This is a genomic window from Nocardia sp. NPDC056611, assembly GCF_042792755.1.
Lineage (GTDB): Bacteria > Actinomycetota > Actinomycetes > Mycobacteriales > Mycobacteriaceae > Nocardia.
On sequence record NZ_JBHTVV010000002.1, the window covers coordinates 1,617,620 to 1,640,439 of the forward strand.

At 71.5% G+C, this 22,820-nt stretch carries 9 protein-coding genes; 1 reads left to right on the forward strand and 8 read right to left on the reverse strand.

The genetic code is table 11. The features are described 5' to 3' along the window. Positions 1-108 precede the first annotated feature (108 nt). Positions 109-528 (forward strand): ester cyclase, encoded by a 420-nt coding sequence (locus ACFRAQ_RS16165; protein WP_379099966.1) that lies wholly within the window; start codon positions 109-111, stop codon positions 526-528. Here the strand turns inward: ACFRAQ_RS16165 and ACFRAQ_RS16170 are convergent. The 8 genes from ACFRAQ_RS16170 to ACFRAQ_RS16205 all read right to left on the reverse strand — a co-directional run bounded on the left by ACFRAQ_RS16170 (position 522) and on the right by ACFRAQ_RS16205 (position 22,820). Then, on the reverse strand, positions 522-1,418 hold the full coding sequence (locus ACFRAQ_RS16170; protein WP_379099968.1) for an ABC transporter permease: 897 nt from the start codon (positions 1,416-1,418) through the stop codon (positions 522-524). The two genes, ACFRAQ_RS16165 and ACFRAQ_RS16170, sit on opposite strands and share 7 nt — an antisense overlap. Then, a complete protein-coding gene (locus ACFRAQ_RS16175) occupies positions 1,415-2,407 on the reverse strand; it encodes an ATP-binding cassette domain-containing protein (RefSeq protein WP_379099970.1) in 993 nt (330 codons plus the stop codon). The genes ACFRAQ_RS16170 and ACFRAQ_RS16175 overlap by 4 nt, the downstream gene beginning before the upstream one ends. After that, entirely contained in the window at positions 2,404-16,101 is a 13,698-nt protein-coding gene (locus tag ACFRAQ_RS16180; protein ID WP_379099972.1) for an amino acid adenylation domain-containing protein, read from the reverse strand. Before ACFRAQ_RS16180 ends, ACFRAQ_RS16175 begins: the two co-directional genes overlap by 4 nt. A 410-nt stretch (positions 16,102-16,511) precedes the next feature. Then, complete coding sequence (lnt, locus tag ACFRAQ_RS16185; RefSeq protein WP_379099974.1) at positions 16,512-18,164, reverse strand: apolipoprotein N-acyltransferase; 1,653 nt, start codon at positions 18,162-18,164, stop codon at positions 16,512-16,514. A 373-nt stretch (positions 18,165-18,537) separates the two neighbouring features. Then, positions 18,538-20,133, reverse strand: a complete 1,596-nt coding sequence (locus ACFRAQ_RS16190) for an amidohydrolase (RefSeq protein ID WP_379099976.1) — start codon at positions 20,131-20,133, stop codon at positions 18,538-18,540. Between the two features lie 146 nt (positions 20,134-20,279). Beyond that, positions 20,280-20,774: an FxsA family protein gene (locus ACFRAQ_RS16195; protein WP_357085757.1), complete on the reverse strand. Its 495-nt coding sequence runs from the start codon at positions 20,772-20,774 to the stop codon at positions 20,280-20,282. A gap of 82 nt (positions 20,775-20,856) precedes the next feature. Next, entirely contained in the window at positions 20,857-21,519 is a 663-nt protein-coding gene (locus tag ACFRAQ_RS16200) for a response regulator (protein WP_379099978.1), read from the reverse strand. 77 nt (positions 21,520-21,596) lie between these two features. Continuing rightward, positions 21,597-22,820, reverse strand: coding sequence for a sensor histidine kinase (locus ACFRAQ_RS16205; RefSeq protein ID WP_379099980.1), 1,224 nt, complete (start codon positions 22,818-22,820; stop codon positions 21,597-21,599).

Below are 22,820 nucleotides of genomic sequence, written 5' to 3' on the forward strand. Positions count from 1 at the left end.
CCCGCACCGGCGGGATACCAGTTTTCTGGAATGTTCCCGGCGGCCGCGAAAGCGCACAGTCGATACGAGGGCTCACCGCGAGCCCCGACCACCGATCGAGGAGTGATCATGTCCGAGTCGAACAAGGCGCTGATCGAGCGCTTCGTGAACGAATTCTGGAGTGCGGGCCGGCTGGCGGCGGCCGACGAGCTGATGGCCCCCGATGTCGTCATCCACGCCCCCGCGGTCGGCGGGATCGAGGGCCTCAAAGCGTTCAACACCACCCTGCGCACCGCCTTCCCCGACTGGCATTCGACGCTGGAAGAGGTGGTGGCGGAAGGTGATCGGGTGGCCGAACGCTGGACCGGCCGCGGCACCCAGCTCGGCGAGTTCCAGGGAATTCCGGCGACCGGCCGCACGGTGACGGTGCCCGGTGTCGTGTTCTACCGCGTGCGCGACGGCCGGATCACCGAATTCCGTGGCTCCTTCGACATGTTCGGCCTGCTGGGCCAGCTCGGCGCACTGCCGCAGGCCCAGCCCGCTCAGTGACTGGCGACCTTGCGGTACTGGACCAGGGCCAGCGGCACCGCGATCGCCAGAATGCCCACCGAGCACAGGATCGAGTACTCCACACAGTGGTCGGCGGCCCAGCCGGTGGCCGGGGTGAACGAGGGCGGTGACCCGTTGCCGAACAGTTTGCGCCCGGCCGCCGACACCGCGGTGATCGGATTCCAGGCGGCCACCGTGCGCAGCGGACCGGGCAGCGTCTCCCCGGAGATGAACGCCGAGGAGATGAAGGTCAGCGGGAAAAGCCAGATGAGCCCGGCACTCTGGGCCACCTCGACACTCGGCGACATGAGCCCGGTGATCGCGCCCACCCACGACATGGCGAAGGCGAACAACAGGATGACGGCGAACGCCAGCACCGCGTCCATGATCGCCCCGTTGATCCGCCAGCCGACCACGTACCCGCACGCCACCATGACCGCGAGCGCCAGGATATTGACCACCGTGTCGGACAGGGTGCGGCCCATCAGCACCGCCAGCCGCGACATGGGCAGTGTCCGCATCCGGTCGATGATGCCCTTGTGCAGGTCGTTCGCCAGGCCGACGGTGGTGAACGCCGCATTGAAAGCGACTGTCTGCGTGAAGATTCCGGCGAGCAGGAACTCGCGGTACTGGCTGCCGCCCAGGGACGCGCCGAAGATGTAGGCGAACAGGAACACGAACATCAGCGGCTGGATGGTGGCGGTCACCAGCAGGGTGGGCACGCGCAGGATGGTGATCAGGTTGCGGTAGGCGACGATGGCGCTGTCGCGCACCACCCGCGGTAACAGGATGGCGGGCCCCTCACCGGCCGGGCGGACGTGCTGCTCCTCGGCGTTGGCCGCTGTCTCGTCGCCCGGAGGCGCTTCCGGGTCGGCGGGCAGGGTCGTCACGACAGGATCTCCTCTTGAACTGACTCGGTGTCGGGCACATCGATCGTGCGGTCGGCGGATTTGCCGGTGAGAGACAGGAATACGTCGTCGAGACTGGGCCGGTGCACGGTCGCGTCGAGCACGTGCACGCCGACGTCGTCGAGGCGGCGCAGCGCTTCGACCATGGTGCGGGTGCCGTCGCTCACGACCACGGTCAGCCCGTCGGTCGACTCGTCGTACTCGGGTTCGCCGATGCCGACCCCGGCCAGCACGCGGCGGGCGGGGGCGGGATCCTGTCCGGCGGCGAGGGTGACGGTGAGTTTGTCGCCGCCGATGGAGGTCTTGAGTTCGTCGGCCGAGCCGCGGGCGATGACGCGCCCGCGGTCGATGACGGTGATGCGGTCGGCCAGCAGGTCGGCCTCTTCCAGGTACTGGGTGGTGAGCAGCACGGTGGTGCCGTCGTCGACGAGTTCGCCGATGACGCGCCACATGTCCAGTCGCCCACGGGGATCCAGCCCGGTGGTCGGCTCGTCGAGCACCACCACCGGGGGTCTGCACACCAGCGCCCCGGCGAGGTCGAGACGCCGCGCCATACCGCCGGAGTAGGTGCCCGCCCGGCGCCCGGCCGCGTGGTCGAGGCCCAGCGCCGATAAGAGCTCGGTGGCGCGGTCGGTGGCCTTCTTGTGGTTCATGCCGTACAGCCGGGCCACCATGCGCAGGTTCTCGAAGCCGGACAGATTGGCGTCGATGGCCGCGTACTGGCCCGACAGACCGATCCGGGTGCGGGCCCGTGCCGGATGCTTCAGCACGTCCACGCCCGCCACGTGCACCGAGCCGGAGCTCGGGCGGAGCAGCGTGGTGACGATGCGCACGGTGGTGGTCTTACCCGCACCGTTGGGCCCGAGCAGTCCCATCACGGTGCCGCTCGGGATCTCCAGATCGATCCCGTCCAGCACCCGGACCTTGCCGTAATACTTCACCAGCCCTTGGACTTCCACCGCCAGACTCATCGCGTACCCTCCCGCCGGGCTTGGATCTCCGCCAGCTGATCCCGCAGCACCGGCCCGATGACGGCGAGGGATTCCGGCGTGGTCATGCCGGCGTGCGTGCAGCGCACCAGCTGGTCGTGCACCACGCCGGTGACGTGGGGCTGCCAGGCCGCGGCGCAGCGCGCCGGGTCTGCTCGGTTGATCTCGTCGTCGGCGGCGGTGAAGAACACCAGGTCGCCGTCGAAGACCCGCGGCCGGAACCCGTGCGCCTGGGCCGCGCCGTTCTCGTATCCGGTGTAGAGCCGTTCCAGGTGTTCGATCGTGAGCGCCGCGAACGGCCCGGAGCGGCCGCGCAGCAGTTCGGCCGCCTCCTGCAGGGTCAGGCGCGGATCGATGTCGGCGTCACCGCCGAGCAGATCGGATCCGAATTCGGCGATGATCGAGGCCACCGAGGGTACCGCCTCCTCGAGCCACTGGTCGGAGAGCTGGTAGCTGTCCATCATGCCGAGCAGCGCCACCTCGTCGCCGCCCTCCTGGAGCTGCACCGCCACCTCGTGGGCGATGAGCCCGCCCAGCGACCAGCCCAGCACATGGTAGGGCCCCTCCGGCTGTACCGACTTCATGTGTGCCACATAGTATTTCGCGGCCTCGGCGATGGTCCGGTGACTCTCCTCGCCCGCCACGTGCGGCGCCTGCAGGCCGTACACCGGCCGTTCCGGCGGCAGGTGCGACAGCAGCCCGGCGAAGCACCAGGACAGGCCGATCGCCGGATGCACGCAGAACAGCGGCGGCACCGTCGAATCCGTGCTCGGGCGCAGCGGCAGCACCGCGCCGAGCGCCGCGGTCAGCGCCGCCCCGACGTCGCCCTCGGCCGAGGACAGGCGGGCGGCGATGGCGGCCGGCGTGGATTCGCCGAACATGGCCTGCACGGGCAGGTCGATCCCGGCGGCCCGCAGCTGCGCGACCACCTTGGTGGCCAGCAGCGAGTTGCCGCCCAGTTCGAAGAACCCGTCGTCCACGCCGACCGGGCGGTCCGCGCCGAGGCCGAGCACGTCCGCGAAGGCCGCGCACAGGGCCTCCTCGATCGGGCCGGTCGGCGCCCGGTAGCCCTCACGGGCCGCGAACACCGGTTCCGGCAACGCCTTCCGGTCGAGTTTGCCGACCGGCGACAGCGGCACCCGGTCCAGCAGCATGATCGACTGCGGCACCATGTAGTTGGGCACCAGGGCCGCCATGTGCGCGGTGAGTTCGGCCGGGGTGGGCGCGGTCCCGGTGCGCGGCTTCACGTACGCCACCAGCGCGGTGGACCCGGCCGGGGTGCGGTGGCCGATGGTGGTCGCGAACTCCACCGCCGGGTGCTTGGCCAGCGCCGCGTCGATCTCGCCGAGCTCGATGCGGAAGCCGCGGATCTTGACCTGATGGTCGGTGCGGCCCACGTAGTCCAGATCCCGTGCGCTGCCGTCGCGTTCGAGCCAGCGGACCAGGTCGCCGGTCCGGTACATCCGGGCGCCCGGCTTGCCGAACGGGTTGGCCACGAACCGCTGCGCGGTCAGGCCCGGGCGGCGCAGGTAGCCGCGGGCCAGGGCCGCGCCAGCCAGGTGCAGTTCACCGGTGACCCCGGCCGGTGCCGGGTGCAGGCGCGCGTCCAGGACAGTAGCGCCGACACCGCGGATGGGTCCGCCGATGGTGATCTGCCCACCGGGGGTCAGGGGCTGCGAGATCACCGTCACGATGGTGGTTTCCGTCGGCCCGTACACGTTGTAGAGCTTGCGGCCGGGCGCCCACCGGGCGACCAGGTCCGGCGGCAGCGCCTCACCGCCGACGAGCACGTGGCGCATCGCGGTCACGGCCGACGCGTCGACGGTGCCCAGCGCCGAGGTGGTGATGAAGGCGTGGGTGATGCCCTCGTCGACGAACACCTTCCCCAGCTCCTCGCCGCCGACCACGCCGGGCGGGGTGATGACGAGGGTGGCGGCGCCGCCGAGTGCGAACAGCAGGTCGAGCATGGCGGCGTCGAAACTCGGTGTGGCGAAGTGCAGCACGCGGCAGCCGGGTCCGACGTCGAACCGCTGCGCGGTCTCGGCGGCGAAGTTGGACAGGCCGCCGTGGGTGACGACGACGCCCTTCGGGATGCCCGTGGACCCGGAGGTGTAGATGACGTACGCCGGGTTGTCCATGCGCAGCGGCGAGGTCCGCTCGCTGTCGCGGATGGGCGCGTCGGAGGTGGCCAGCACGCGACGCCGGAACGACGGCGCGTCCAGCACGGTCCAGTTGGCGCCGTCGGGCATGCGCCCGCGGTGCGCGGACAGGGTGATGCCCACGGCCGCACCGGAATCCAGCAGCATGTGGCTGATCCGCTGCTCCGGGTACCCGGGGTCGACAGGCACGAAGGCGGCGCCGGCCTTGGCGATGGCGAGGGTCACCGCCACCGATTCGGCCGACCGCGGAATGCCCATGGCGACCAGGGTTTCCGGTCCGACGCCGTAGCCGATCAGGACCCGGGCGAGCCGGTTGGTCCAGCGGTCGAGGGCGTCGTAGGAGATCTGGGTGCCCGCCGAGCGGACCGCGATGGCGGCCCGGTTCAGGTTGGCGGCGGCCTCGAACACCTCCGGGAAGGTGATCGGCAGACCGGGTTCCGCGCCGCGCACCGGCGCGAGGGCCGTCCACTCGGCGGCGTCGAGCAGGTCGAGATCACCGATCGCGGTGCCCGGGTGCCCGGCGGCCGCGCCGAGCAGCCGCACGAACCGCTGGGCCAGTCCCTGGGCGGTGTCCTCGTCGAAGAGGTCGGCGGCGTAGTTGACCGAGACGGTGATGCCGTCGGGTTCGCGTGCCGCGGTCCAGGATTCGGTGAGGGTGAACTGCAGGTCGAACTTGGCGATGCCGGGGTCGGCGTCGCCGGCCTCGATCCGCAGGCCCGGCAGTTCGAGCACCCGCACCGGCTGGTTCTGCACCGACAGCATCACCTGGAACATCGGGTGATGCGCCTGCGAGCGGACCGGGTTGAGCACCTCGACCAGTCGCTCGAATGGCACGTCGGCGTGCGCGAACGCCTCCAGGTCGGTGTCGCGGACCGTGCGCAGCAGATCGGCGAAGCTGGCGCCGCCGTCGATGCTGGTGCGCAGCACCAGGGTTCCGACGAACATGCCGACCAGCCGGTCCAGCGCGGGGTGGCCGCGCCCGGCGATGGGTGTACCCACGGCGATATCGTCGCCCGCGGTCAATCGATGCAACAGTGCCGCCAGTGCGGCGTGCAGCACCATGAACATGGTGACGCCGTGTTCGGCGGCCAGCGCCTGCAATTCGCGGTGGGTGAACGGGTCCAGCCCGCATTCCACCGTGCCGCCGCGATAGGTCGGGGCGGGCGGGCGCGGCCGGTCCGATGGCACCGCGATCAGCTCGGGCAGACCGTCCAGGGCGCGCCGCCAGTAACCGAGCTGGCCGCTGATCACCGATTCCGGATCGTCCTCGCGGCCCAGCACATCCTGCTGCCACAGCGTGTAATCGGCGTACTGGATGGGCAGTTCGGGCCATTCGGGGGCCTGCTTGGCGACGTGCGCCCGGTAGGCGGCGGCCACGTCGGCCGCGAGCGGTTGCAGCGACCAGCCGTCCATGGCGATGTGGTGCACGACCAGCACCAGCACGTGCTCGGTCTGGTCGCCCGGCAGCCGCAGCAGGGCCGCGCGCAGCGGCACGCTGGTGGCCAGGTCGAAGCCGCCGGCGGTGACGCGGCGGATCTCGCCCGGCACCTCGGCCTCGGTCACGGTCCGGATCGGCAGCCCGACGGTGGCCTCGCCCGGTTCCAGGATCTGCTGGCACGGTTCGCCGTCGATCTCGGGGAACACGGTGCGCAGCGTCTCGTGCCGTTCCTGCACCTCGTGCAGGGCCGCGCGCAGCGCCGCCACGTTCAGTTCACCGTGCAGGCGCAGGGCGACCGGAACGTTGTAGGCGCCCAGCGCTTCCCCGTTCTCACCGGAGGCGTTGAACTTCTCCAGGAACCACAGCCGTCGCTGCGCCGCCGAGAGCGGGATCCGCTCGGGTCGGGTGCGCCGGCGCGGTTCCGGGCGCAGGTCGTCCGAGGCGGAGCCGGCGTCCAGCGCGGCCGCGAGCCCGGCCACGGTCGGGGCGACGAACACGGCCCGCACCTCGAGCCGCACCCCGGTGGCGGTGGCCAGCCGGGCCACCAATTGGGTGGCCAGCAGCGAGTTTCCGCCGACCTCGAAGAAGCTGTCGTCCGCGCCGATCCCCGGCGCGCCGACCAGTTCCCCGATCACCCCGGCGACCAGGCGCTCGGTGTCGGTCCGCGGTGCGCGCGAGACCGAGGCGAGCAGCGCCGCGGGCGGCGGCAGCGCGTCGCGGTCCAGCTTGCCGACCGGAGTGAGCGGAATGTGGTCGAGCACGGTGAGCGAACTCGGAACCATGTGCGCGGGCAGGTGTCCGGCGCAGTGGCCGCGCAGCTGCTCGAGGTCGGGCGTGCCGCCGTCGGCGGGCAGCACGAACGACACGATGCGCCGCACGCCCGCGATCTCGCGGACCTCGGTGTGCGCGAAGCGGATCGCGGGATGCGCGGTGAGCACGCCGTCGATCTCGCCGAGCTCGATGCGGAAGCCGCGCACCTTCACCTGGTGGTCCGTGCGACCCAGGTAGACGATGTCGCCGTCGGCGCTCCAGCGCACCACGTCACCGGTGCGGTAGACCCGTGATCCGGGCGGGCCGTACGGGTCGGCCACGAAGCGGGCCGCGGTCAGCTCGAACCGTTCGAGATAGCCACGCGCGCAACCCTGTCCGCCCAGGTACAGCTCGCCGGGGACCCCGACCGGGACCGCCCGCAGGCGTTCGTCGAGGACCAGGGCCCGCGCGCCGCGCACCAGCTTGCCGATGGTGATCGGCTCCCCGACCGCCAGCGGTCCGGCGATGGTGGCGACGACGGTGGTCTCGGTGGGCCCGTAGCCGTTGAACATCATGCGGCCGGGAGCCCAGCGCGCCACCAGTTCCGGACCGCAGGCCTCGCCGCCGATCATGACCGACCGCAGGTGCGGCAGCGGCCAGCGCTCACGGTCGATGGTGGCCAGCGCGCCCGGGGTCATGAAGGTGTGGCTGATCTGTTCGCGGTCCATGAGCGAGGCCAGTTCGTCGCCGCCGTACACGTCGGGCGGGACGATGATCATGGTCGCGCCGGCCCCGATCGCCAGTAGCAGGTCGAGAATGGCGGCGTCGAAGCTCGGGGACGCGAAATGCATGGCCCGCGAGTCCCGTTCGACCCGCATGCGCTCGCGGATCTCGTCGGCGAAGTTGGACAGGCCGCCGTGGGTGACGGCCACACCCTTGGGTTTTCCGGTCGAACCGGAGGTGTAGACGATGTAGGCGAGGTCCCCCGTCCACAGGGTGGCGGTGCGGTCGGCGTCGGTGATCGCGGTCTCGTCGAGCACCTCGAGCACTTCGAGCAGCTCGGGGTCATCGAGCAGCAGCCAGTCCACCGGGTGCTTTCCGGCGGCGGTGTGCAGCGCGTCCGCGGACTCGGTCATGCTGATGCCGACCCGGCAGCCGGAGTCGGCGAGCATGTGCCGCACCCGATCCGCCGGATAGTTCGGGTCCACCGGCACGAACGCGGCGCCGCACTTGGCGACGGACAGGGCCGCCAGCACCGATTCCACCGAGCGGGTCAGGCCGAGCGCGACCCGGTCGCCGGGGCCCAGGCCGCGATCGATCAGGGCCCGCGCCAGGCGGTTCGAGTAGATGTCGGCTTCGAGGTAGGTCAGTTCGGTCTCGTCGAAACGCAGGAACACCCGGTCCGCGTTGAGGTGCGCGGTGGCCGCGAAATAGGCGGCCAGGCTGCACTGCGGTTCGGGCACCGGACCCCAGGCGGGGGTGAACATCTCGCGCTCGAGCTCGGTGCGCGCGTCGATGTCGCGGACCCGCACCTGCGCGTCACCGGTGACGGCTTCGAACACCTGGACCAGGCGTTCGGCGAGGATGGTCACCGTCTGCTGCTCGAACAGCTCTGCCGCGTAGACGAATTCGAAGACGCGTTCGTCGGCGGCGAGGCCGGGCAGCACCCGCAGTTCCAAGTCGAACTTGGCCAGCGCGATGTCGAGCTCCTCGGCGTGCAGCGACAGTCCGGGCAGCCGCAGCACGGGCGTCGGGGTGTCCTGCACGCTCAGCGCCACCTGCAGCAGCGGGCTCGCGCCGAACGGGCGGTGCCGGTCCTCGCCGGACCGCAGTTCCTCCACGACCCGCTCGTAGGGCACCTCGGCGTTGGCCATGGCGGCCAGTTCGGTGTCGCGGTCGGCCTGCAGCAGTTGGGCGAAGGTGCGATCGGGGTCCACGTCCGAACGCAGGATCAGCGTATTGACGAACATGCCGACCAGGTCGTCGAGGCGGGTGTCGGAGCGTCCGGCGACCGGGGTGCCGATGACGATGTCGCGGCCACCGGTGACCGCCCGCAGCATGACGGCCAGGGTGGAGTGCAGCACCATGAACAGGCTGACGCCGTGCGCCCGCGCGACCTCGGTGAGCCTGCGCTGCAAGGCTTCCGGCACCTCGAACCGCACGGTCCCGGCCCGCCCGGTGGGTTCGGCCGGACGGGGCCGGTCGTAGGGCAGCGGCAGTTCCTCGGGCAGGTCGGCCAGGGCGGCGCGCCAGTAGGCGAGCTGCGCGGCGGCGGCGCTCTCGGCGTCGGTGTCGGCGCCGAGGATGTCGCGCTGCCACAGGCTGAAGTCGGCGTACTGCACCGGCAGCGGCGTCCACGCGGGGGCCACGCCGCCGTGGCGGGCGGCGTAGGCGATGGCCAGGTCCTGGGTCAGCGGGCCCAGTGACCAGCCGTCGGCGGCGATGTGGTGCAGCGCGATGCCGAGTAGGTGCCGACGGGTTCCGGTGCGCAGCAACGCGATGCGCAGCGGGATCTCGTGCGCCAGGTCGAAGCCGCGCCGGGCCAGCGAGCGCAGCGCCTTGTGGGCGCCGATGTCGTCGGTCTCGACGACCTCGGGCACCGGAAGGCAGCCCGCGGTGTCGAGGACGACCTGGTAGGCGCCCTGCTCGTCCTCGGGGAAGACGGTGCGCAGCACCTCGTGGCGTTCCACCACGTCGGCCAGAGCGGCCCGCAGGGCGTCGATGTCCGGATCGCCATCGATCCGCAGCACGAATGCGATGTTGTAAGCACTGGATTCGGGGGAATATCTGTTGAGGAACCACAGTCGCTGTTGCGGCAGCGACAGTGGTACGCGTTCCGGGCGCGGCGAGTGCACAGCCAGCGCGATACGCTGCGCCCGGGGCGCCCCCGTGGAGCCGGAGGTGTTGACCGCCGCCAGGCGTACGGCCACCCCGGCCACGGTGGGCGTCTCGAAGATGTCACGCACCGGCAGCTCCACCCCGAATTCGGCGTACAGGGCCGCGGTGAGGCGGGTCGCCAGCAGCGAGTTGCCGCCGATCTCGAAGAAGTTGTCGTCCGCGCCGGGCGCGATCCCGCCCAGGATCGAGCCGAACACGAGTGCGACCTGCTGTTCCAGTTCGGTTTCCGGAGCGCGGGAGGACGCGGCGGCCACGAACTCGGGCGCGGGCAGCGCCTTGCGGTCCAGCTTCCCCGAGGGGGTGACGGGCATGGCGTCGAGCACGGTCAGCGCCGAGGGCACCATGTAGCCGGGCAGCCGTCCGCGCGCGGTCTCGAGCACCCGGGCCGCGTCGACGGCGGTGTCGGCGGTGAGATAGGAGACCAGGCGCGGGATTCCGCGCTCGTCGTGGTGGACCAGGGTGAGCGCGAACGTGACGCCCGGGTGCGCGGCCAGCACGTGGTCGATCTCGGCGAGTTCGATGCGGAAGCCGCGGATCTTGATCTGATCGTCGGCGCGGCCCAGGAAGCGCAGCTGCCCGGCGCCGTCGGCGACCACCAGATCGCCGGTGCGGTACATGCGTTCGCCGCGACGGCCGTGCGGGTTGGCCGGGAAGCGTTGCGCGGTCAGGGCGTGCCGGCCCAGGTAGCCGCGCGCCAGGCCGGGGCCGGACAGGTACAGCTCCCCCGCCACGCCCGGCGGCACCGGGTGCAGGCGGCTGTCGAGCACGAACAGCCGCATGCCGCGCACGGGCAGGCCGATCGGCACCGGCTGCCCGGCCACCATGGGTCCGGTGGCGGTGGCGGCGACGGTGGCCTCGGACGGGCCGTACATGTTGTGCATGCGCCGGGCGGGCTTCCCGGGCCGCGATTCCGGTGCGGTCCACACCGTCACCAGGTCCTCGGGGCAGGCCTCGCCGCCGACGATGACGGCTTCGAGTTCGGGCAGGTCGTCGGCGGGCACGGTGCCCAGGGCGGCGGGGGTGACGAACGCGTGCGTCACGTGCTCCTCGCGCAGGATGCGCGCGAGCTCCTCACCGCCGAAGACGCCCGCGGGCACGACCACGATGGTGGCGCCGGCCGCGAAGCCGAGCAGCAGCTCCAGCACCGAGGCGTCGAAGCTCGGCGACGAGAAGTGCAGGGTGCGAGCCGAATCGGTGACCTTGAACAGATGCATCTGCTCGTGCGCCAGCGAGGCGATGCCCGCGTTGGTGACCACCACGGCCTTGGGCTTGCCGGTGGAGCCGGAGGTGTAGATGAGGTAGGCCGGGCCGCCGGTGCGCAGCGGGTGGTGCCGTTCGATGTCGGTGACCGCGGTGTCGGGGAACTGCGCGCATTCCGCGCCGAGCTGTTCGGCGCCGAGCAGCAGCCAGTCCACGTAGCTCTTGCGGTGCCGCCCCCGATTGCCGGGCCAGGTGGTCGGCATGTCCGGGCGCCGTTCGGCATTGGTGATGCCGAGCATGGCCCCGGAGTCGGCGAGCATGTGGGCGATGCGGTCCGACGGGTAGTCGGGGTCGATCGGCACGTAGGCGGCGCCGGTCTTGGCGACCGACCACACCGCGAGGATGCTGTCGAGGCTGCGCGGCAGCGCGACGGCGACGACCACCTCGGGCCCGGCGCCGTGCTCGATCAGTACCCGCGCCAAGCGGTTCGAGCGTTCGTCGAGTTCGCGGTAGGTGGTGTCCTCGCCCAGGTAGCGCACGGCCACCGTGTCGGGGACGCGTTCGGCGGTGTCGGTGAGCAGCCGGGCCAGGGTGGTTGCGGGTTCGCCGGGCGCACCCATGATGGGCACCAGTTTCGCGGTTTCGCGCACGTCCAGCAGCGGGAGATCGCCGACCGGCAGCGCGGGTTCGGTGACCGCGGCGGCCAGCAGGGCACCGAAGCGGCGGGCGATGGCCGCGACCGTGGCGTGGTCGAAAACATCGGCGGCGTAACCGAATTCGGCCGACAGCCCGGCATCCTCGGCCGGGGTCCCGGACGGCTCGTGCACGGTCAGCTGCAGGTCGAACTTGGCGACGTCGGTGGCCATCGGCACCACTTCGCTGTCCACGCCGGGCAGGTCGACGCGCGTCTCGGGCCCGTTGTCGTAGGACAGCATGACCTGGAACAGCGGGTGCCGGGACGCGGACCGCTCCGGGTTGACCACCTCGACGAGCCGCTCGAACGGCACGTCGGCATTGGCGAAGGCGTTGAGGTCGGTGTCGCGGACCTCGGTGAGCATGCGGTCGAATCCGGCGGCCGGATCCACCCGGGTGCGCAGCACCAGGGTGTTGACGAACATGCCGACCAGGTCGTCGAGCGCGGGATCGCTGCGCCCGGCGATCGGCGTGCCGATGGCGATGTCGGCGGTGTTGCACAGGCGCGAGAGCACCACGGCCAGCGCGGCGTGCAACACCATGAAGGTGCTGACTCCGCGGTCGTGGGCGACGGTGGCCAGGGCGCGGCGGACCTCGGCGGGGATGGTGAATTCGACGGTTCCGCCGTCGGTGGACCGCTGCCGCGGACGCGGGCGGTCCAGGGGCAGGTCCAGCTGGTCGGGCAGGTCGGCGAGGGCGGCACGCCAGTAGGCCAGCTGCCGGGCCAGGGCGCTGGCCGGGTCGGCTTCGTCGCCGAGCAGTTCCCGTTGCCACAGCGCGAAATCGGCGTACTGCACCGGCAGCGGCGTCCACACCGGGGCCTCGCCCTGGGCGCGGGCGGCGACCGCGGACATCAGGTCGCGGGTGAGCGGGTCGATCGACCAGCCGTCACCGCTGATGTGGTGCAGCACCACCAGCAGCAGGTGGGTGTCGGGGCCGGTGCGGTACAACGCCACCCGCACGGGGGCCTGACTGCGCAGATCGAAACCGTACCCGGCGAATTCGGTGGCCAGCGCGACCGCGTCGGCGTCCGCGGCGGCGTCGATGGGGTCGAGGGTGAGCGGGATCTCGGCCGCCGGGTGGACGAGCTGGCAGGGCCCGTCGGGGGTGTCGGGGAAGGTGGTGCGCAGGCTCTCGTGCCGTTCCAGCACGTCCACGAGTCCGGCGCGCAGGGCCGGAATGTCCAGCGGCCCGGCCAGTTTCACCGCGAACGGCATATTGTAGGCGGCCGCATGCTCGGCGAACCGGTTGAGGATCCACAGCCGCTGCTGGGCCAGGGACAGCGGAATCTGCTGCGGCCGTGGCCCGGCCGTCAGCAGCGGCTCGGGGTGCGCGGTCCCGTCGAGCTGCGCGGCGGAGAGCCGGGCGGCGAGTGCGGCCACGGTGGAGGTTTCGAACAGGTCGCGAATGGTGAGCGAGACGCCGAGCGCGGCATTGACGCGCGCCATGGCGCGGGCCGCGGTCAGCGAGTTGCCGCCCAGGTCGAAGAAGCTGTCCTGGACGTCGAATTCGTCGGTGCCGAGCACCTCGGCGAAGATGCCGAGGAGCCGGCGTTCCATATCGGTGCTCGGCTCGGCCGCGGGCCGGTCGGGGCGTCGGGCCGCCGCGTCCGGTTCGGGCAGCGCCTTGCGATCCACCTTGCCGTTGGCGCTCAACGGTAGTTCGTCGAGGACCACCACGATCGAGGGCACCATGTAACCGGGCAGGGTGCGGCGCAGCCCGGCGGTGAGCTCGATGGGGTCCAGCGTCTCGACGCCGGGGCCCGCGACCGCGTAGCCGACCAGTTCGTCGCCGCCGCGGCCGCGGCGGGCCACGCACACCGCGCGCGCGACCCGGGGGTCGGCGAGCAGGGCGGCCTCGATTTCGCCGAGTTCGATGCGCAGGCCGCGAACCTTGACCTGGAAGTCGCTGCGGCCCAGGTACTCCAGTACGCCGGAGCGGCCGCTGCCGCGCCAGCGCACCAGGTCGCCGGTGCGGTACATGCGGGCGCCCGGGGTGAACGGGTTGGCCACGAACCGGTCGCCGGTGAGGGCGGCGCGGCCCACGTAGCCGCGGGCCAGCTGCACGCCCGCCAGGTACAGCTCGCCGACCACGCCGGGGGCGACGGGCTGCAGCCGTGCGTCGAGGACGTAGGTGTGGGTGTTCCAGACGGGCGCGCCGATCGGCACGTCGGTGCTGCCGGGTGTGCAGTGCCAGGCGGTGACGTCGACGGCGGCCTCGGTGGGCCCGTAGAGGTTGTGCAGTTGCGGCGCTTCGGGTCCGGCGCCCAGGGCGGCGTGGAATTCGGCGACGGTGGCGGCGGGCAGCGACTCACCGCTGCAGAACACCCGTGTCAGGCCGGTGCAGCCGCTCACCTCGGTGTCGGTGAGGAACACCGACAGCATGGACGGCACGAAGTGGGCCGTGGTGACGCCCTTCTCGGCGATGACGCGGGCCAGGTAGGCCGGATCGCGGTGGCCGTCGGGGGCGGCGATGACCAGGCGGGCGCCGATCTGCAAGGGCCAGAAGAACTCCCACACCGACACGTCGAAGGTGGCGGGGGTCTTCTGCAGCACGACGTCGGAGGGGTCGAGCGGGTAGGCGTGCTGCATCCAGCGCAGCCGGTTCACGATGGCGGCGTGGCTGACGCCGACTCCCTTGGGCTTGCCGGTGGAGCCGGAGGTGAAGATGACGTACGCCAGGTGGTCGGCGCGCAGCGGGGCGGTGCGGTCGGCGTCGGTGACCGGTCGGCCGGAGTGCGCGGACAGGTCGGCGGTGTCGATGTCGAATCGCGGTGCGCGATCGGGCAGTTCGATGCCGTCGGCGGCGGTGGTGAGCACGCACAGCGGCCGTCCCTGTTCGAGGACGGCGGCGATGCGGTCGGCCGGGTGGTCGGAATCGATGGGCAGGTAGGCCGCGCCCGCCTTGACGACGGCGTACATGCCGACCAGCAGGTCGAGGCTGCGGCGCATGGCCAGGCCGACCAGGGTGTCGGGGCCCGCGCCGCGCGCGACGAGTTCGCGCGCGAGGCGGTTGGCGCGCTCGTCGAGCTCGCCGTAGGTGAGGGTCTCGCCCTCGAAGTCCAGCGCGATCCGGTTGGCGGACATGGCCGCCCGGTCGGCGAACAGCCCGGCCAGGGTGCCCTCCTGGCGGGCGACCTCGGTCGAATTCCATTCGCGCAGGACGCGTTCGCGTTCGGCGTCGGTGAGCACCGGCATGTCCACGACCACGGATTCGGGTGCGGCGGAGACGAATCGGCCCAGGTAGTCCAGGAACCGGCCGTGGTGCATGGACAGTTCGGCGTCGCCGTAGAGGCGCGGGTTGGCCTCGAAATCGATGTGGGTGCGGTCGCCCAGGCCGTTGTAGAGGTTGATCGAGAGGTCCTCGACCGGCCCGGTGGACAGCACGTTGATCGAGCCCATCAGGCTGCCGAACTTCAGCTCGCTGTGGAAGAGCATGAGGTTGACCATGGGCCCGAAGAAGCCGCGCGAATCGCGCGAGTAGCCGCAGTCGCGGCGGATGTCGTCGCTGCGGTAGCGCTGGTGGCGCAGCGCGCCGGTGATCTGCAGTTCGACCGCGCGCACGGTGTCGGCGACGGTCTCGGCGCCGGTGAACTGCACGCGGATGGGCACCACGTTCGACACCACACCCGCCGAACGCCGCAGCGCCACCGTGGTGCGTGCGGAGACGGGCAGGCTGAGCACCACGTCCTGGGTGCCGGTGACCGCGCGCACATAGCCGGCCAGGGCGGCGACGAACAGCGCGGAGGTATTGGAGCCGAACGCGGTGGCGGTGGCCTCGATGGCGGCCTCGACCTCGGGGGCGAGCACCGCGGTGGCGCTGCGGCGCCCGGCGTCGGAGATCGGCGCGACGGTGCCGTTGGCCGACAGCGTGAGCGGTTCGCCGACGCCGGCGAGCTGGGCGCGCCAATAGTCGCTGTCGGAGACGAAGCGGGTGGTGTCGCGGTAGCGGTTCTCGTCGCCGTAGATGGTGGCCAGCGGCGTGGCGCGGGAGACCGTCGGTTCGGTGTGGTCCTCGAGCGCGGTGTAGATCTCGGCGGCGCGGGTGGTGGCGTTCATGGCACCGTAGCCGTCGATCACGATGTGGTGGCCGCGGGTGTACCAGATCCAGTCGGCGTCGCCGATCTGGATCACCACATTGGTGGTGAGCGGGTCGCGCTCGATGTCGATGGGTGAGCTGGCGTGCTCGTGCATCCAGGCGTGGGCCGCGGCGCGCGGGTCCGCCTCGCCGCGCAGGTCGACGCGGGCCCAGCCGGGGCGGCGATTGAGGTCGACCACCTGGTGCGGGACGCCGTCGATCTCGAGCAGGCGGACGTGGCCGACCTCGCTCTCGGCGCCGAAGCGTTCGATGGCGTAGAGCAGGCGGCCGACATCGAGGTCGCCGTGGATCTCGACGAACTGCGCGATGGTGAGGGGAATGTCTGGCCTGATCCGCTGGGCGTACCAGAGGGCTGTCTGCGCCGGGGAGAGCACGAATGGTTGGGCCGAGAATTCACCCGAAGAACATTGGTCGACACGGTCGGTGGCCAATGAACTCATCAAACACTCCGTTCTGACGCTGTAGACGCAACTCCCCGAGCCCCGAAAGAGTGATCACAAGGTCCTGGATGCCCGGCGTGCGCGCGCACGCGCGAGCCCTAGGACGTGATCCACGTCCTATGATTCGGAGCATCCCGCCGAGTGGATCGGTGGTGATCTCGAGTTGCCGCAACGAACAGCGTTGGCGGAACGCGGCTGTAGTTCAGTTACCTATCAGCAAACCTCACAATATGCGCCCAACTCGCATAAGGGAACGGTTACAATTCGGACCTATCGGAAAATTCAACAAGCCCTGGCAACGAACTGGCGAATCTCAGTCGCCGAGACGGGTACGGCCCTCACACACGTGCCCGCGGTACCACGCCGGATGAATTCTCCGGCCGTCCGGTTGGTTATGACCGATTCAGATATCACCCTCGCGGGGTGCGGTAACGCCTCCGGATCAGCGCGGCCGCTATAGCAGCCGCGGCCAGAATACACACAACCGTCTCGGGCGTGGGGCCCAAACGGGACGCGAGTGTCGTGTTGTCCCGCAGCGGCAGCGTCGCGACCAGCGCCGCGGGCTCGAACTGCGGCGTCTGCTGCCGGATCACGCCGTCGGCGGTGATCATGGCGCTGACGCCGGTCGTCACCGACACCACGACCGCGCGGCCGTGCTCGACCGCGCGCACCCGCGACATGGCCAGCTGCTGATAGGTCATCTCGCTGCGGCCGAAGGTGGCGTTGTTCGACGGCACGGTGAGCAGCTGCGCGCCCGCGCGCACCGACTGCTCGAAGGCGCGGTCGAAGGCGACCTCGTAACAGGTGGCCACGCCGATGGCGACCGGCGCGCCGCCGCCGGCGGGCCGCACGTGCACCACGCCGTCACCGTGACCGGGCACGAAATAGCCCGCGCGGTCGGCGTATTCGGAGAAGTGGCGGAAGAACTCCCGGTAGGGCAGGTATTCGCCGAAGGGCTGGATGATCTTCTTGTCGTGCCGCTCGGCCGGGCCGGAATCGCCGTTCCACACGATGACCGAGTTGGTGGTGGTGCGATCGGCGTTCACGAGCACCGCGCCCACCAGGATGGGGGCCTTCACCGCGATCGACGCCTGCGAGATCTCCTGCGCCGCATCGGCGTTGCGCAGCGGATCGATATCGGAGGAGTTCTCCGGCCAGATCACCACGTCGGGCTGCGGGGCCTTCCCGGCCGCGATGTCGCGGGCGAGTTCCTCGGTGCGCTTGACGTGATTGTCGAGAACCGCGCGGCGCTGGGCATTGAAGTCCAGGCCCAGGCGCGGCACGCTGCCCTGGATGGCGGCGACCGTGATCGGCCGGTTGCCGTCCTCCGGGCCGGGCAGCGCGGTCCGGAGGATCACTCCGGCGAGGGGAACTATAGCCACAAGCATTGCCGCAGCAACAATCCGGTTCCACGATGTGAGATGCAATGCTCCCCATCTGGGATAATCCGATGTGGCGCCGGCCACTCCTCCGCTACCGCCGGCACGGGCGGTGAGACGGCCCGGCAATCCCGCGGCGAGCGCGGCGAGTCCGGTGCCGGTGAGCGCCACCGCGAAACTCACCAGCGGCGCGCCGCCCGCCATCGCGTACGGCAGGTACCAGCCGTCGGCCTGCCCGAAAGCCAGCTTGCCCCAGGGAAACCCGCCGAACGGGAAACTGGCGCGCGCCCATTCGGTGAGCGACCACACCGCCGCCACCCACAGCGGCCAGCCCGGCAGAGTCGCCACCCAGCGGGCCAGGAGCCCGAAAAGCCCGACGTAGACGGCACATACCGCCGACAGCGCGAGCCACGGCGCGGGCCCGACATAGATCCCGGTCCACGGCAGGAGCGGCAGGAAGAACGCCAGCCCAGCCACGTAGCCGTACCCGAATCCCGCACGCGCCCGGCCGGTTCCACGCACCACGAGCGTCAGGATCGCGATCCCGACCGGGGCGAGGAACCACAAGGTCCGCGGCGGAAAGCTCGCATACAGCAGCAGCCCGGCCAGGACGGCCGCGAGCAGGCGCGCCGACCGCGGCCACCGCTCGGCAGCCGCCGCGATCGCGGCGATCGACTTGCCCACCCCGGACCCCGGCGGCGCCGCGCCACCGGCCGAACGGAGTTCGACCGCAGCCGAATCAGCCGCGGGGGCACCGGCCGGAGCAGATCCGGGAACCGAGCCGGCACCGACGGCGGCCACCCTGTCGTCCGGACCGGCAGCGGCAGCCGAACCCCCGGCGGCAGCCGAACCCCCAGCGGCAGCCGCATCCCCGACGGCGGCTGTATCCCCGGCCGGGCTCGCGGAACTGTGTTCCGGATTCACGGCGCGAGACCCGGACCCGCCGTCCTCTCCTCCGGCCAGGCGTGCCGAACCGTCAGCGCGCGAGCCGGATTCGGCCGCGCTGTCCGCGGCGGAGGCGGAATCCGCTGCGCGGAGGTGGTTCTCGGGATCGGTGTCAGGCTTCATGGATGGTGACCCCGCGGTGCACGGTGCGCAGGCACTGCGGCAGGGTCGCGGCCGGGGTGAGCGGCGGCAGGCCGGGGACGCGGGAGCGGGGGTCGGTGGACCAGCGCTGGACGGTGTCGGCGGCGGCCGCGACGACCAGTTCGCGGGAGTCCCAGATCGCGTAGGAGGCGGGTGCGCCGGGGACCAGGGTGCCGGCGACGCCGTCGCGGACGCCGCCCGCGCGCCAGGCGCCCCGGGTGGCGGCGGCGAAGGCGGCGCGCGGGGAGATCTGGTGGCCGGGGGTGCGGTGGTTGACCGCGGCGCGCAGCGCTTCCCACGGGTTCAGTGCGGTGACCGGGGCGTCGGAGCCGATGGCGAGGGAGATGCCGGCGGCGGCCATGGCGGCGAACGGGTTCAGGGTGGCGGCCCGGTCGGCGCCGAGGCGGGTGGCGTACATGCCGTCGGGGCCGCCCCAGGCGGCGTCGAATCCCGGTTGGACGCTGGCGATCACGCCCCAGGCGGCGAGTTTGTCGATCTGGTCGGTCGTCATCATCTCGGCGTGTTCGAGCCGGTGCCCGCGCGAGGCGACGGCCGGTCCGCCGAGGGCGTCCACGGCCCGTTCGAATCCGGTGACGACGGCGTCCATGGCGGCGTCGCCGATGACGTGGAAGCCGGTCTGGATGCCGGCTTCGGTGCAGGCGAGCACGTGGGCCGCGATGGCTTCGGCGTCGAGGTAGGCGGTGCCGGTGCTGTCGCGGTCGGCGTAGGGTTCGCGCAGCCAGGCGGTGTGCGAGCCGATGGCCCCGTCGACGAACAGGTCGCCGCCGAGGGCGTGCACGCCGAGTTCCTTGACCAGGGTGCGGGCTTCGTCGGCGGTGCGGACGGCCTGTCCCCAGTAGGCGCGGACCTCGACGCCGTGGGTGTAGTCGAGGAGTTCGCGCACGTCGTCGGCGCCGGAGATCTCGGGTCCGGCGCATTCGTGCACGGCCACAACCCCGTTGGCGGCGGCCGAGTCCAGTGCGGCCTGCCGGGCCGCGTCGCGCTGTGCCCGGCTCAGCGCGCCGAGCGCGGCCGCGCGCACCCGGTGGTGGGCGTCCCCGCGCAGCGGCTCGCCGCGGGTGAACCCGTCGGCCTCGGTGATTCCGTCCACGGCGTCGAGCAGCGCGGTCGAGGCGACGGCCGAATGCGCGTCCACGCGAGCCAGATACACCTGTCGTGCCGGCGCGGCCGCGTCGAGTTCCTCGCGGGTCGGGGTCCGGCCCTCGGCCCAGCGGGTCTCGTCCCAGCCCTCGCCGAGGATCACGCCGTCAGGGTGGCCGGAGGCGAAGTCCCGCACCAGTTCCAGGCATTGCCGCAGTGAACCGGCTTGCGCCAGATCGAGTCCCGTCAGCTTCAACCCGAGCGCGGTGACGTGCACGTGCGGGTCGACGAATCCCGGCGCGACGAACGCCCCGTCGAGGTCGATGATCTCCGCGTCCGGATGCAGCGCCCGTCCCGGCTTGTCCAGCCCGACCCACACCACGGTCCCGTCGGTGACGGCCATGGCCGTCGCGTCGGGATTGCTCGAACTGTAGATACGGCCGCCGACCAGCAACTGGGTACTCACGACTGCTCAGTCTGCCGCACGGCCCGCCGGTCCCGGCAATCGCACTCGCCGACTGTGACCAGGACCCCTGCCGCAAGGCCGCGGGGCCGATCACCGTGCTGGTGATCGGCCCCGCGGGCGGTAGGGATCGACGTGTGGGTTCCCGCTCAGCGGGGATCGATCATCTTGTATCCGTTGCCCTGACCGTCGTCGTAGTACTCGGTGACCACGGTCGCGTCGATGACCTCGCCGTCGGGATCGATCACGACGTTGCGGTACCCGTAGGGCCCGACGGCGGTAGCGACCCGGTTCAGTCGGCGCGCCGCGAAGGCGGCCACGATCGGGCGGAGCAGGAATCGGGTGAACGGCAGCAGGGCCAGCAGGCCGAGCGCGGTGGTGAGCAGGCCGGGCACGAACATCAGGACCGCGCCCACGCCGACCAGCGCGCCGTCGGCGACGGCGGTGCTGGGTTCGAGTTCACCGCGCGCGGCGCGGCGGAAGCCTTCGAACACGCGGCGGCCCTGCGAGCGCACGAGCACCAGACCCACGGCCGATCCGGCCAGCAGCAGCAGGATCGTGGGGAAGACGCCGATGAGGTGGCCGACCCCGATCAGGGTGGCGATCTCGGCGGCGAACCAGGCGAGGAACAACAGGGCGGGCATCAGGCGATCCTTTCGATCGGTCTACCCGTGACAACGCGCGAGGCCCCGATTTTTCTCCCGGGTGCGTTCCCGGTCACACCGGTCAGGCGCCGCCGGGCCGGACCAGGCCGGTCTCGTAGGCCAGGACGACGGCCTGGACCCGGTCGCGCAGGCCGAGTTTGGTGAGGACGCGGCCGACGTGGGTTTTGACGGTGGCCTCGGAGAGGTAGAGGGCGCCCGCGATCTCGGCGTTGGAGCGGCCCGCCGCGATGTGTTCGAGGACCTCGCGTTCGCGGGCGGTGAGGACGTCGAGGACGCCGGGGTCGCGGCCGGCGGCCGGGTCCTCGGCGATGAGGCGGTCGAGCAGGCGTTTGGTGACCTTCGGGGAGACGACGGCGTCGCCGGCGGCGACGCTGCGGATCGCGGAGATGAGGTCTTCGGGCGGGGTGTCCTTGAGCAGGAAGCCGCTGGCTCCGGCGCGCAGCGCGCCGAGGGCGTGTTCGTCGAGGTCGAAGGTGGTCATGACGAGAACGCGGCTGCCGCAGCCGGATTCGATGATGCGGGCGGTGGCGGTGACGCCGTCGGTGATGGGCATGCGGACATCCATGAGGACGACGTCGGGGACGAGTTCGGTGGCGCGGGCGATGGCGGTGGCGCCGTTGTCGGCCTCTCCCACCACGTCGATGTCGGGGTGCGCGCCGAGCACCATTCGCAATCCGGCGCGCATGAGTTCCTGGTCATCGACGACGAGCACGGTGATCGGCACGCCCCCAACCTATCCGGCGCGAGGATGCGGGCGGGTAGCCGGGCGGCGGCCCATCACGGTCGGTGCAGGTGGGCGGCTCAGTCCTGCACGTCGTCGCGGTCGAGCGGGATGGTGGCGCGGACGGTCCAGCCGCCGTGCGGATTCCGGCCGGTGGTGAGGGTGCCGCCCAGGACGGCGATGCGTTCGCGCATGCCGACCAGTCCCAGTCCGCTGCCGGGGATGCGGGTGGCAGGCATGGGCGGGGCGGTGGCGGACCCGATGTGGCAGCCGCTGTCGGGGGGCGTGGTGAGCGGGGCGCCGCCGGTGTCGGTGATCTCGAGCAGTACGTCGGTGTCGCGGCGGGTGACGCGGACTTCGGCGCGCGGGTCGGATCCGGCGTGGCGCAGGGTGTTGGTGAGCGATTCCTGCACGATGCGGTGGATGCCGAGGCTGACCTCGGGGGTGACGGCGTCGAGTTCGCCGCGCAGTTCGAGGGACACGTCCAGTCCGGCGCTGCGCATCATGTCGGCGACCTTGGCGATGCCCGCGGTGCCGTGTTGCGGAAGTTGTTCGGGCGCATGCTCGGTGCGCAGCAGCTCGACGGTGCGGCGCAGTTCGCGCAGGGCTTCGCGGCCGGTTCCGGCGATGGTGGTGAGCGCTTGCTCGGCGGTGTCGGGGTCGTGGCGCAGGGCGTAGCGGGCGCCGTCGGCCTGCACGATGATGACGCTGACCGCGTGCGCGACCACGTCGTGCAGTTCGCGGGCGATGCGGGTGCGTTCGGCGGCGACGGCGTCGTGGGCGCGGCGTTCGCGGTCGTAGTCGGCGACGGCCAGGCGGGCGGCGACCTCGGCGTCGTAGGCGTGGCGGGCGCCGACGAATTCGGCCAGGGTCCAGCACAGCGCGTAGTAGAGGGCGTTGAACAGGATGTCGGTGCCCTGCGGTGTGCCGATGGCGGCCGCGGCGACGACCCCGTCGATGAGCAGGATCGCCAGGTAGACGAGTCCTTGGCGGCGGCCGACGTAGGCGACGAGGGTGTAGAGCATGATGCCCAGGCCCAGCAGCGCCGGGTGCACGGCGTGGTCGCTGACGCTCCAGTGCACCAGCGACGCGGTCATGGACAGCGCGACCATGGCGGCCGCGGCGGCACGGGTGTGGGTGCGGCGGAACACGATCGGCAGCGGCAGCAGCACGCTGAGCACGAGGTAGGTGGGCTTGTACTGGCTGTTGCTCAGGGCGAGCACATCGATGACGAACAAGAGCAGCGCGACCGCCGAATCGGTGATCAGCGGTTTTCCGCGCAGCCAGAGACTGAATCGGCGCAC